This window comes from Emticicia sp. C21 (assembly GCF_003418935.1).
Lineage (GTDB): Bacteria > Bacteroidota > Bacteroidia > Cytophagales > Spirosomataceae > Emticicia.
This window is the reverse complement of sequence record NZ_QVMT01000007.1, coordinates 64,601-76,855: the sequence shown is the minus strand read 5'-3', so window position 1 is coordinate 76,855 and position 12,255 is coordinate 64,601. Positions and strand designations below refer to the sequence as shown.

At 37.4% G+C, this 12,255-nt stretch carries 13 protein-coding genes; 10 read left to right on the top strand and 3 right to left on the bottom strand.

The features are described from left to right. Positions 1–110: 110 nt before the first annotated feature. From D0T08_RS16900 to D0T08_RS16885, 4 genes are all read left to right on the top strand, one after another. Positions 111–758, top strand: a complete 648-nt coding sequence (locus D0T08_RS16900) for an MgtC/SapB family protein (protein ID WP_310586264.1) — start codon at positions 111–113, stop codon at positions 756–758. Between the two features lie 71 nt (positions 759–829). After that, on the top strand, positions 830–1,255 hold the full coding sequence (locus tag D0T08_RS16895) for a hypothetical protein (RefSeq protein WP_116983853.1): 426 nt from the start codon (positions 830–832) through the stop codon (positions 1,253–1,255). Between the two features lie 63 nt (positions 1,256–1,318). After that, positions 1,319–1,501: a hypothetical protein gene (locus tag D0T08_RS16890; RefSeq protein ID WP_116983852.1), complete on the top strand. Its 183-nt coding sequence runs from the start codon at positions 1,319–1,321 to the stop codon at positions 1,499–1,501. A 157-nt stretch (positions 1,502–1,658) separates the two neighbouring features. Next, positions 1,659–2,696 carry a family 43 glycosylhydrolase gene (locus D0T08_RS16885; RefSeq protein ID WP_116983851.1) on the top strand — a complete coding sequence of 346 codons (1,038 nt, stop codon included), beginning with the start codon at positions 1,659–1,661 and terminating at the stop codon, positions 2,694–2,696. A gap of 75 nt (positions 2,697–2,771) precedes the next feature. Here D0T08_RS16885 and D0T08_RS16880 read toward each other — a convergent pair whose 3' ends face one another. Next, entirely contained in the window at positions 2,772–6,923 is a 4,152-nt protein-coding gene (locus tag D0T08_RS16880) for a hybrid sensor histidine kinase/response regulator (protein ID WP_116983850.1), read from the bottom strand. Positions 6,924–7,237: 314 nt separating this feature from the next. Between D0T08_RS16880 and D0T08_RS16875 the strand changes: the two genes are divergently transcribed. The 6 genes from D0T08_RS16875 to D0T08_RS16850 all read left to right on the top strand — a co-directional run bounded on the left by D0T08_RS16875 (position 7,238) and on the right by D0T08_RS16850 (position 11,014). Beyond that, positions 7,238–7,681 (top strand): GNAT family N-acetyltransferase, encoded by a 444-nt coding sequence (locus D0T08_RS16875; RefSeq protein ID WP_229238979.1) that lies wholly within the window; start codon positions 7,238–7,240, stop codon positions 7,679–7,681. Positions 7,682–7,786: 105 nt separating this feature from the next. Continuing rightward, a complete protein-coding gene (locus tag D0T08_RS16870; protein WP_116983848.1) occupies positions 7,787–8,230 on the top strand; it encodes a hypothetical protein in 444 nt (147 codons plus the stop codon). 12 nt (positions 8,231–8,242) lie between these two features. Next, on the top strand, positions 8,243–8,539 hold the full coding sequence (locus D0T08_RS16865; protein WP_116983847.1) for a DUF3817 domain-containing protein: 297 nt from the start codon (positions 8,243–8,245) through the stop codon (positions 8,537–8,539). 41 nt (positions 8,540–8,580) lie between these two features. After that, positions 8,581–9,144 carry a Crp/Fnr family transcriptional regulator gene (locus tag D0T08_RS16860; RefSeq protein ID WP_116983846.1) on the top strand — a complete coding sequence of 188 codons (564 nt, stop codon included), beginning with the start codon at positions 8,581–8,583 and terminating at the stop codon, positions 9,142–9,144. Positions 9,145–9,220: 76 nt separating this feature from the next. Further along, a complete protein-coding gene (locus tag D0T08_RS16855; protein WP_116983845.1) occupies positions 9,221–10,060 on the top strand; it encodes an acyl-CoA thioester hydrolase/BAAT C-terminal domain-containing protein in 840 nt (279 codons plus the stop codon). 27 nt (positions 10,061–10,087) lie between these two features. Continuing rightward, the gene (locus tag D0T08_RS16850) at positions 10,088–11,014 is read left to right on the top strand and encodes an AraC family transcriptional regulator (RefSeq protein WP_199538182.1); all 927 of its coding nucleotides are present in this window, start codon (positions 10,088–10,090) and stop codon (positions 11,012–11,014) included. 9 nt (positions 11,015–11,023) lie between these two features. On the opposite strand, the gene D0T08_RS16845 is transcribed toward D0T08_RS16850, so the two are convergent. Then, the gene (locus tag D0T08_RS16845; protein WP_116983844.1) at positions 11,024–11,257 is read right to left on the bottom strand and encodes a hypothetical protein; all 234 of its coding nucleotides are present in this window, start codon (positions 11,255–11,257) and stop codon (positions 11,024–11,026) included. 122 nt (positions 11,258–11,379) lie between these two features. After that, positions 11,380–12,204 carry a class I SAM-dependent methyltransferase gene (locus D0T08_RS16840; protein WP_116983843.1) on the bottom strand — a complete coding sequence of 275 codons (825 nt, stop codon included), beginning with the start codon at positions 12,202–12,204 and terminating at the stop codon, positions 11,380–11,382. Positions 12,205–12,255 lie beyond the last annotated feature (51 nt).

Genomic DNA, 12,255 nt, shown 5'->3' with positions numbered 1-12,255 from the left:
ACGGAAAATACTAAAATACTATTTTCTGATATCGTTGGTTGGCATACGTATTTTACTCAATAACAATCAGGAAGCTAAATTGTTAGTATTTTAGCTACTTACAACACACTATGTTTATAGAATTTATTACAGAAGACGTTATTAAACTCCTGATTTCGGCAGGTACAGGGGCCATTATTGGTTTTGAAAGAGAGTATCATAGTAAATCTGCCGGGCTACGCACCATGATATTGATTTGTGTAGGCTCTACGCTTTTTACATTGATTTCTATCAAATTAGGCTCTGATCCCTCGCGTATTGCCGCTAATATTGTTACAGGCATTGGTTTTGTGGGGGGAGGAATCATTTTCAGAGATAATTCAAGTGGGCGTATTACAGGTATTACCACCGCTGCGGCAGCATGGGTTACAGCTGCCTTAGGTATGTGTGTCGGATTCGGTAAAGGACTCTATGAAACAGGTTTTGCAGCGATGGCTCTGGTTATTTTTGCTTTATATGGGTTAGTGCCCATGCAGAACATTATCAAGAAAAGAAACCTGATTCGTACCTATCGTATTGTTTGCAAGTTTAATAATGATACTTTGAAACACTATGAGCATAAATTCGAAAAGTTTGGCCTGGAAGCTGAACGGAATATGCAGACCAAATCAAATAATTTAATAAGCGGAACATGGACGGTGAGAGGACCGGAAAAAAATCATGAAAAAGCCATCAAGAGTTTATTAAATGATCCAGATATTCTGGAATTTGATTTTTGATAAATAATTGACTATCAGATTCCAACCTTTTTAGATGAGAAAGAATCTATTATGAAAAACTGTATTAAATTATGAAAACTACATTGATTCTTATCTGTACTATTTTGTTTTTAGCTTCTTGCGAAAATACGGCACCAGACCCACTATTAAATGAAATAAACGGGGAGTGGAAACTGGTGAAAATTGGGATTGGTTTCCCATCTCCACAGGGGCCAACTGAACTTACGCCTGATTATGAAGAAATTCTGGCTTTTAATGCCTCGAAAGGTACTTATACGCGTACAAAAGATGGTAAAGTAATAGAGAAATCTGATGTAAGTATCAGTACAGATGAGAAAGCTACTTATCAGAAAGATAAACTGGTTTTTGAAGATAGCAAAACCTATTCTTTCATGTCATTTACCGAAACCCCGAAGTATCTGGTATTATACCAACCTGCACCAATCGGCTCTACGCTGGCAGACGGTAATTCATTTTTTTACGAGAAAATTAAGTAATATTTTCAATTTTGGGACTTATGTCATAACTTGCAGGCAGAATTTAACGTATCAAGATAAATTATGGCAAACAATTCAGGCTCGACAAAGCTTCCTAGCTGGCTTACATTAGTAATCTTTTTATTATGTATGACAATTCTTTGGGTATTTGGCGATTTATTTGTCTTTATACTCGGTTTTATCTTTCTGGGCTTTACTTTCGCTAATAACTACGATCGTAAACAAGCCGACGAAGGACATCATTAATATAAGGGCGGTTCTACCGCCTTTTTTTATGCCTTTTACTATAAGGTGAAAAAATAATTCCTCTTCATTTGTATAAGTCCACTGCTTGGTTATAATTTAGCTATTCAAAACCAGTTAAGGTTTTTCCTATTCAATCTTTATTTTTAACCTATTTAGCATGCCTAAAAATCGCTTTTTTAGTCTCGTTTCTATCGGGCTATTTTCAATGAGTATGGGTATATGCCACGCCCAGACTACCTTCAAAAATCCACTATTACCTACCGGCCCTGACCCTTGGGTGATTCGCAAGGATGGATTCTATTATTATTGTAATTCTACGGGCAGAAATGTTACCCTTAGGAAAACAAAGAATCTGGCCGAATTATCAAAAACAGAGGGACATGTAGTGTGGACGCCTCCTGCTTCCGGTAATTATTCGAAAGAACTTTGGGCTCCTGAAATACATTTTCTGAATGACAAATGGTATATATATGTAGCGGCTGATGATGGCAAAAATGATAACCATCGGATGTATGTATTAGAAAACCCTGATGCTGACCCAACTACTACCAACTGGACATTCAAAGGGCAGATAACCGATCCGACTAATCGCTGGGCGATTGATATGAGTATTTTTGAGGTAAACAAACAATTATACGCCATATGGTCAGGTTGGGAGGGAGCCGAAAACGTTAGTCAGGATATTTATATAGCCAAATTGAAAAATCCTTGGACGATAGAGGGTACTCGGACAGAAATATCTACTCCTGAACATAGATGGGAAAAAATGGGATCAGGCCCTTTACCTGTGGTGAATGAAGGCCCTCAGTTTTTAAGACAATCAGACGATAGCAAAAAGATATTTATAGTATTTTCGGCAAGTGGTTGCTGGACTGACCACTATACTCTGGGTCTATTAGAAGCTGATGCTAGCGCCGATTTAATGCAGGCTTCTTCATGGAAAAAGACGGCGGAGCCTATCTTTAAAGCAAACCCTGAGGGTAAAGCTTTTGCTCCCGGACATAATTCGTTTTTTAAATCTCCGGATGGGAAAGAGCATTGGATAATCTACCATGCAAACCCCGAAGCGGGACAGGGATGTGGCAATAACCGTTCACCGCGTATGCAACCTTTCACCTGGAATGCCGACGGTACACCAAATCTGGGTAGCCCTATAGCTTTAGACAAAGAGATTAGCCAGCCATCAGGTCAGTAATGAATGATGAGGAAATAAAAAATGCTATTACGAAAGTAATAGCATTTATCAGACACAATATCACTCTATAGGCAATCATACAATTTCTGATTCGAGGGGTTCCTGGGATTTTTTCTTGATTAATGTTCCCCATTTCTCTAATGCTGCCACTAAAAATTCCAGATTTATTGGTTTGCTTATATAATCGTCCATACCCGCTCTTAGACATTCATCACGGCTCTCCTGCAAGGCATTGGCAGTCATGGCTATAATAACAGGCTGATTAATCATCTGCGCTCTGATAAGTTCCGTTGCTTGTAAGCCATCTAGTTCAGGCATCTGAACATCCATCAGAATCACATCATATTCTTTATGCTTAATAGCTTCTAACACTTCCATGCCATTTTCGGCCAGATCAGCTTCATAACCTAGTTTACTTAATACCCGCAGTGCAAGTTTCTGGTTCATAATATAGTCTTCTGCCACCAGAATATGCATAGGGTACTGCGCTGCAAACTCAACAGATAGTTTTTGTGCGGCCATACCCTTAATTTTCTCAACTACCACAGGCTGCTCTTTAGATAGAAGCTGGTTGTGGATATTCCTACAAAGAATATGTTGTTTGGCAGGCTTGGTAAGTACCGAACAGAATAAATCAGGGTGTTCTTTATAAAAAGTATCAGAAATAGAGCTCAAAAGCATGATCGGGATTTTTGGCGCTATTTTCTTAATAGCCAAGGCTAGTTCAACCCCATCCATCTCAGGCATTTGCATATCATTAATGATAATGTCAAAAGAGTTGTTGTCTTTTACTAGATCCAATGCTTCTTTTGGAGAAGACGAAAGTGTTGGTATCATCTTCCATTGTTCTAACTGCCCTTTAAAAATGCTCAGGTTAGTTAGGTTATCGTCAACTACTAAAACTCTCTTGTTTTCTAAAACCTCCAGATTGAAAGGTAAAGTAGATATCTTTACCGAACTTATTTCAGTCTTTATGGTAAAAGTAAATATAGTGCCTTTGTCAACTTCACTTCTTACACTAATATCACCGCCCATTAATTTGATTAGTTTTTCACTGATGACAAGTCCTAAACCGGTGCCGCCATATTTACGGGTTGTAGATGAATCAACCTGAGAAAATGCCTTGAATAACTTGTCAATTTTATCAGCCGGGATACCGATGCCTGTATCTTTTACCTGGAAGCCTAATTCGAATTGCCCATTTGGCCCTGTATTCACCAAAAAGACTCTGATAAAAATCTCTCCTTTATGGGTAAACTTAATAGCATTACCAATAAGATTTAATAGTACCTGACGCAAACGCAGATTATCTCCAATAATTTGCATCGGCACATCCCAGTCGATCTGATACAATAAGTCAATATTCAATTTGGCTACTTTTTCGGCAAAAATATCCAGTACTTCTTCAATACAATGTCTTAGGTCAAAGTCCTTGACATCTAATTCCATATTACCAGACTCAATTTTAGAAAAGTCGAGAATATCGTTGATAACTGTCAATAAGCCTTCACCACAAGTATGTATCGTATCAGTGTAGTTTCTCTGCTCTTCGTTCAGTTCTGTTTCTTCAAGCAGGGAGGTCATACCGATGATACCATTCAGTGGTGTACGTATCTCGTGGCTCATAGTAGCCAAAAAGATGCTTTTGGCAAGGTTTGCTTTTTCAGCATCTTGTCTGGCTTTCAGTTCTTCTTCGGTTGATTTACGTAGTTGCGCTGTTCTGGTTTCAACCTGTTTTTCTAATTTTTCATTATGTGCTTTTATCCGGCCAATTCTGTAACGGTAAAAACCTATGGCAGAACCTATGACAATTGCAACCAGCAATGTTCTGAACCACCACGTTTCCCAGAATGGGGGTAGCACTGTGATAGTTATAGCTGTCCCTTCCTCGTTCCAGACGCCATCATTATTAGAAGCCTTTACTCTAAAAGTATAAGTGCCAGGGTCAAGGTTGGTATAAGTGGCAGATCGTCGGCTTCCTATATAATTCCAGTCTTTATCAAAACCCTCTAATTTGTAAGCATATTGATTCTTTCTTGATAAAGTATAATTCAGAGCTGAAAACTCAAACGAGAAGACCGACTGCTCATGTGTGAGTGTAATTTCCTTAGTCTCGCTGATGGCACTAGTCAATGGAGAACCCTTTTCGTCAATACCTACCGTTCTATTAAAAATCTGAAAGTCGGTAATATGCACGGGTGGAATGAAAGTATTGTCTTTCATACTATCTGGATAAAAAGTATTCAAACCATCAGGTCCACCAAAAAACATTTCCCCGTCAACTGTCTGAAATGCCGAAGCAGGTTTAAATTCGTTTCCCTGCAAGCCATCTGAAATACCATAATTACGGAATTTTTTGGTAGACGGTGTATATTTAGAAATCCCCTTATTAGTGCTTATCCAGAGATTCCCCTTTTTATCTTTCAAAATTCCGTTAATGACATTATTTGGCAGGCCATCTTTTTCACTGATGTTTTCAAAGGTCTTTGTTTTCAGATCAAACAATGATAAGCCATCTGTTGTACCGATCCATAAATACCCCTTCTGTGCTTCTTTTATCACTTGCACATTGTTATTGATAATGCTCTTCTTATCATTGCTTTTATGCGTAAAGTGAGTGAATTTTTTAGTGTTTTTATCAAAAGCATCTAAACTATTATCTGTTCCTACCCATAAGATACCGTCATCATCTTCATAAAGCGCTCTTACAAAATCGCCTGCGATACTATTCGAGTCATTTAGCTTATGAATATAGTTGGTAAAACTATTGGTCTTTCTGTCATAGTAACTAAGCCCGCCGCTCAACGTACCAATCCATATATTTCCGTCTCTCGCCTTTAGTATAGCATACACACTTTCAGAAGAAATACTGTTAGGATTATTTTTATCGGGCATATGATGGATAAACTGGCCGGTTTTTTTATTAAATAAATCAAACCCTCCCAGATATAGACCAACTCCTAAGAGGTCTTTATCTATCAGTGCTACCGAAGTGACAAAGTCAGAATTAATACTATTAGGGTTTGATGGTTGTTTTTTGTAGGTAGTAAAAGTGTTTTTCTTTTTGTCGAAATAACTTAATCCACCTCCATCGGTGCCTAGCCATACATTTCCCTCACTGTCTCCGGCAATAGACAGGATACTGCTATTTTTCAGACCATTAACGGGATTCCCCTCTTTTAACAAGGCAAATTTATTACCGAATTTCGGTAGGAAATTAACACCTCCCGAATACGTACCTACCCAGATATTGCCAATATCATCAATATATAATTCATATACAGAATTATTGCTAAGGCTACTTATATCACTGGCATCATTCAGAAAAGTCTGAAAAGTCTTGGTTTTCGCGCCATATACACTAATACCACCATTTTCGGTACCTACCCATATATTTCCTGCAGTATCTTCTATGAACGACAAAATGTCGTTATAGCCAATACTATTCGGGTTTTTAGGGTCATGTTTAAAATTAGTAAAAGTACCGTTATTAACGTGGTATTTAGAAACACCCCCTCGTTGTGTTCCTATCCATATATTGTTCTGGCTGTCTCTGAATAATGCCTTAATCCAGTTAGCACCTATACTATTCGGGTTTTTAGGGTCGCTAACATAGTGGACAAAAGTTTGAGTTTCAGGATTGAATTTATTCAATCCACTACGGGTACCTACCCATAAACTACCGTCTTTATCTTCTTCTATGGTGTCAACGGCACCTGCGCTCAGGCTATTTTTATTATTATATTCGTGTCTGAAAACCTTAAAGCTACCATTAGCACTGTTAATAAGATACAAACCCTCGGTTGTTCCCAACCAGATTCTTTTCTTACTATCCTGAAATATTTCGTGTATAACTACTGTTTTATTAGAAGCAAAGAAGTGCGAGAAATTATCTTTTTCTCTGTTAAATCTATCTAGCCCCGTAGCTGTACCTACCCATATATTTCCGGCATCATCTTCTAAAATATCATTGACAATATTGTTATGTAAGCTTAGGCTATCTTCTGAAGAATGTTTGTAAATAAAAAAACGATACCCATCAAATTTATTGAGGCCTTCATAAGTAGAAAACCACATAAAACCTTGTTTATCTTTAAGAATAGCAGTAACATGTCCCTGAGACAGACCTTCGTTAGTAGAAATATGTCTGAAAGAGGGTTTAACAACTTGCCCGATAGCTGAACTAAATAATAGGAAATACGAAAACAGTAAAACTTTGTAACTCATGGTGTAATTTTATTAGGACTGATCTTAGCTAAGATGTACTCTTTTAAAATAGTTATGCAAAGTTGTAGAGGGCATTTCTGATGAATGAAACCCAGCAGCAAATGAATGTAAAATAAAGTTTGGTATTTTTTTAAGAAAAATTAGCAAAAATAATGCCAAGTAATTTATTTGGAATTTGATTGAAAGAGGACTGTGATAGGAAAGAAATAATAAATTTGAATAAATAACTATGAAGATTTTTCAGAAGAATCAGTACTTTTGGCCCTTATTTTAAACAAAAGAGCGTTTTTATTATAAAAGAATTTATTACCATCATGGAATTAGTACCTATAAAAGAATTTCTGGACGAAAACGAGGAATTGATGCGTAACCCTGAATGCCAGGAATTAGTAGAGATGACGGTTGAATTTTATGAAAAAGTAGGGTTTGTACCACCCTGGATTTGTTATTTTGTGAAAGAAAATGAGACTATAATCGGTAGTGCAGGTATTAAAGGTAAGCCTATAAATGAGACAATAGAAATTGCCTATGGAACGATGGAGAAATACCAAAACCGGGGAGTCGGCACAGCTATTTGTAAATTATTGGTTGATTTATCGTTAAAAACTGACCCTTCCGTAAGAGTGACTGCCCGTACACTTCCGGAAAACAAGTTTTCGTGCAGAGTGTTAGAGAAAAATAATTTTACGTGCATAGGCGTAGTAGACGACCCTGATGATGGAGATGTGCTGGAGTGGGTTTATAATTATACGGATTGAAATTACCATGTGAAGAAAAATGATTGAAAAGTCCGGTTTTTTGCTTTATCAATCCTAACATCTGATAGATGATTGAACTAATTTTGTGCAAAAAATCAGGCGTTTATGTACGAGATATTTGTCTTTTTTCATTCTATTCTTCGTTGGCTCGTCTTAATAAGCCTGCTTTATTCGCTTGGCAGAAGCATTCATGGGTTAATTAGCAAACGCACTTTTACCAAAGCAGATAGCATTGCGCGTGTGTTAGCTGGTACCATCAGCCATACCCAATTACTGATAGGGTTTACATTGTACTTTTTGTTGAGCCCAATCACCCGGTTTTTTATGAAAAGCGGCTCAGGGGGCAATCATGAAATCTGGTTCTTCGGAATTTATCACATCGCTTTAATGTTCAGTTCTATAGTAGTCATGACCATTGGCAGCTCTATTGCCAAGCGTGCAGCTTCAGACTATGCTAAGTTTAAAACCATAACTATTTATTTCTCTGTCGCTCTAGTACTTATTCTGCTGGCTATTCCGTGGTTCAGACCTCTTTTAAGAAATTTTTAAATATACGCATCCATGTTAAATTTATTGAAAACACAATTAGGCAGACTTCGCATATTGGCTTTTATAGAGGGAGTATCGTTTTTAGTGATTTTGTTTATCACAATGCCTTTGAAGTACGCATTTGATAATCCTGGTCCTAACAAAACTTTCGGCTTGGTTCATGGACTTTTGTTTATTCTATATGTGTTGGCTGTTATTCAGATAAAAATTGAGCAAAACTGGAATATCCGCAAAACTCTCCTGGCTTTATTGGTATCGGTTATCCCTTTTGGTACTTTCTGGGCTGATAAGAAGTTATTTCAGAATTGAGAAATTTTTTGTTTACAGGTAAATATTTAAGCGCTTTCTGAATGACAGAATTTTTCAATCATTTTGGACAATATATAAAGGTAAGCGCTCAACTTAAGGAAGAACTTACCAAGCGGATTACATTCAAGACTTTTGCAAAAGGGGAGATGCTGCATTCGGCAGATAGAATATGCACAAAAAGCTATTTTATTCAGAAAGGCCTGTTGCGAATATATTTTCTGAAAGATGGGAGAGAAGTGAGTGAATATTTTAGTTGTGAGGGCGACTGGACGAATTCTCCACGTAGTTTTATCCAGCATAAATTGGACTTATATTATATAGATGCCATTGAGCAAACCGATGTCTATATACTGGAAGTACACGATTTAATGTTTTTGTTTAATAATTTTCCTGAAATGGAGCGTTATGCTCGCCTGTCTATGGGAAGTACGTTCGGTTATCTCATCGAGCGCATTACTTCTATGCGCTTTACTACCGCTAAAGAAAAATACGAACATTTTTGTGAGGTTTATAAAGGCATCTACCATCGTATTCCTTTAGGGATGGTAGCTTCTTATCTGGGTATTACTCAGGAAACATTAAGCAGAATCAGAGCAGAAAAGTGATTTTTTGATTTAGGTCAAAAGTTAAGAGAAATATTGCATTCAATTTTGTGCAGTATTTCATTAACCAACCAATCAAATGAATCATCTTAAATCTTTACTCGTAGTTCTACTCACTATTTTTTATTTTAAGAGCTTCTCTCAAACTCTAGCTACTCCGGGTGTTAACAGCCAATTATATGTCGGAGAATCAGATAAGCAAACCCTTATAGTAGGCTTGGGTGGCTCAGAAGGCGGTAATCCCTGGGCTAGTAATTATTGGAAACCCACACGCGATGAGTTTATCAAAAAAGGTTATGCTTTTTTAGCATTAGGCTATTTTGGTGCCAAAGGTGCACCTGATACTTTAGATCGTATTTCACTGGAGAAAGTACATGATGCGATTATAGAAGCTGCAAAAAATCCGAAAATTGATAAAGACAAAATAGCTGTAATAGGTGGCTCAAAAGGAGGGGAACTGGCACTACTTCTGGCTAGTCATTTCAAGGATATTACGTGTGTAATAGCTATTGTGCCAAGCCATGTGGCTTTTCCGGGCCTAACAAGTCATTTATCTACTTCTTCATGGACATACCAGGATAAAGAAGTGCCCTATGTACCTGTTTCAGAAGAAACTATACCTGCATTAATCAAACGTGATTTACGTTTAGCATTTGATACGATGCTGAAAGATACTGTAGCCGTTGAAAAAGCCTTGATAAAGGTTGAAAACATTAACGGGCCTGTTTTGCTGATGTCTGCTACAAAAGACGAAATGTGGGGATCAACTCCTATGTCAGAGGCAATCGTGGCCAGATTACAGGCTAAACAATCCAGCCATTATTATGAGCATATTGTCATTGAGGGAGGCCACACAGAACCCTTAAAACACTTTGATAAGATTTTTGAATTCCTGATGAAACATTTTCAAAATGAATAGTGTATTAAGGTAAAGACCATCAGAAAATTGCCAAAGAATCGTCAGATAAAAACCTTTAATGCAGAATCTTACCGGAGTAACTTTATACAAAGTGGAGCGCAGCTAGATGCCATCTTGAAAACTGAGCATAATAAGTTTTTTATAGTAAGGGTAGAGGAGATGCTCCGCCTGATGAAATTGCCTGTGCCTCCTGCCCGAACCAATACACACACCTTTATTTATCTCACTGAGGGCGAAGCCATTATGCGAATAGGTAGCGAAATCTATAAGATTGTAAAAGATGAATGTCTGGTAGTGGCCGCAGGGCAGGTTTTTTCTTTCGATAATGTAGATATTAATAAAGGGTACCTATTCAACTTCCATGAGGATGTAATGATAGGAAAACTGGCAAAAAATGATTTGCTGAAAGATTTCGAATTTCTGCGAGCCTGGGGGAATCCGAAAATTAGTCTGGATACGCAGACTTCCGGTTTTATCAGACAATTGTTAGCGCGTATTCTGGTTGATTATGAAACAAATGGACTACAAAATCGTGAGATTATTCAATCTTACCTGATAGCCTTGCTATGTGAAGTAAACCGCATGTATAAAGCGGTGTCGGGTATGGTTCAATTAAAAGCCATTGAGATTTCGAACAAATTCAGAGAACTATTATTCACACATATTAAAACCAGACATCTCGTTAGCGATTATGCTTCTTTATTGCATGTAACTCCCAATCATCTCAATAAATCTGTCAAAGCAGCAACAGGAAAATCACCTACTAAGTGGATAGACGAGACCATTGTTTTAGAGGCGAAAGTACTTCTCTACCAAAGCAATTTATCCATTAGTGAAATAGCTGCCGAAATAGGTTTATTTGATCAATCCTACTTTAGCAGACTATTTAAGAAATACGAGGGCATAACACCCTTGCAATTCCGCAAAACGATTGAGAATAGTAGACCAGTATAAACTGATTATTTAATAAGCCACATTATCGTCGTAGCCAATAGACGAGAAAAAATCGATGACTTTATCGGCGTATTCTCCTAAGTCTTTCCTGCCTTTCAGAAAATGTTGGAGCAATAAGGAGGGCAATTCCAGTTTTTCTTCGATTCCACTAAGCGAGAAAGTAGGTTCGTCTTTTTGCTGTTTAGCTAAAAAAGCTTTAAAGTTTTTAATATTGGCCATTACGGGTAGTTTTGAAATATGCATAGGTTTTATAACAGCCAAATATAAAAGATATATAGCTAAAACAAAAATCGGGAATGAGTAAATATTTGCTTATTCGCGACTTTAAGCATAATCTAATTTCTTAGTACTAATAAGCTTCAATATTACATTTTCTTAGCGGCTATCATCATATGCGGACTAAGGGCCAGCAAAGCCTGATCACTTTCAGTAATTGTTAATAAATCAATCAATGACTGCTTTTTCTTAGCATCACCTCTACTTTCAAAATACTTTTTATCCAACCAGACTACACCCTCTACGGCATAGATATTGATAAATTCGAGTCCTGCTTCTTTAAACTCTTCAATCAATTGCGAGGGTTTATGATAATACGCTTCTGCTAATGAGCCGGGCATACTCTTGGGTGGCGTATGAACACCTGTTAATAATTCCTGCTTACACATTTCTATAAAGCCGGGCTCATGCATAAAGCCATTTAAGAGTCCTGCAATCGTTGACGCTGCATAGTTGATGGCAAAACCTAGAATTACGCCATTCTTCTTCAATACTCTTTTAGCTTCTTGTATGGCAGCTATTCTGGCTTGTTTATCCTGTAAATGATACAAAGGACCATGTAGAATAACTGTATCGACCGATTCATCAGCAAAATTCAGTTGTCTTGCTTCACCAAGAATAGCTTTAAATGGTTTTTTCAGACTATTGGCTCTTTTGTTAGCTTGCTTAATATGCTTAGGCACAGGGTCAATCAGATGAACCGTATAGCCCATACCAGATAGCCATTCTGAGTAGGCTCCTGGGCCTCCGCCTACATCTAAAACTACTCCTTTCGAAGCAGGTAAATGCCGCTGAATTAAATCTTTATTGCGTTCAAACTCTAAAGGGCCTAAGCCTAATTGTAGCCTGGCTTCTTCAGAAGTTTGTGTATAGAAATTTTCAATTTCTGAACTAATTAATCTATCTGCATTCATTTTGTGTAAAATCTAAAACTATTGTGTGCGTATATAGCTTATATGTATAAA

Coding starts and splice junctions, on each gene's coding strand:
- D0T08_RS16860 (WP_116983846.1), top strand. CDS start 8,581: ATGACAGAATTTTTCAATCATTTTGGACAATATATAAAGGTAAGCGCT.
- D0T08_RS16865 (WP_116983847.1), top strand. CDS start 8,243: ATGTTAAATTTATTGAAAACACAATTAGGCAGACTTCGCATATTGGCT.
- D0T08_RS16900 (WP_310586264.1), top strand. CDS start 111: ATGTTTATAGAATTTATTACAGAAGACGTTATTAAACTCCTGATTTCG.
- D0T08_RS16895 (WP_116983853.1), top strand. CDS start 830: ATGAAAACTACATTGATTCTTATCTGTACTATTTTGTTTTTAGCTTCT.
- D0T08_RS16890 (WP_116983852.1), top strand. CDS start 1,319: ATGGCAAACAATTCAGGCTCGACAAAGCTTCCTAGCTGGCTTACATTA.
- D0T08_RS16845 (WP_116983844.1), bottom strand. CDS start 11,257: ATGCATATTTCAAAACTACCCGTAATGGCCAATATTAAAAACTTTAAA.
- D0T08_RS16870 (WP_116983848.1), top strand. CDS start 7,787: ATGTACGAGATATTTGTCTTTTTTCATTCTATTCTTCGTTGGCTCGTC.
- D0T08_RS16880 (WP_116983850.1), bottom strand. CDS start 6,923: ATGAGTTACAAAGTTTTACTGTTTTCGTATTTCCTATTATTTAGTTCA.
- D0T08_RS16885 (WP_116983851.1), top strand. CDS start 1,659: ATGCCTAAAAATCGCTTTTTTAGTCTCGTTTCTATCGGGCTATTTTCA.
- D0T08_RS16855 (WP_116983845.1), top strand. CDS start 9,221: ATGAATCATCTTAAATCTTTACTCGTAGTTCTACTCACTATTTTTTAT.
- D0T08_RS16875 (WP_229238979.1), top strand. CDS start 7,238: ATGGAATTAGTACCTATAAAAGAATTTCTGGACGAAAACGAGGAATTG.
- D0T08_RS16840 (WP_116983843.1), bottom strand. CDS start 12,204: ATGAATGCAGATAGATTAATTAGTTCAGAAATTGAAAATTTCTATACA.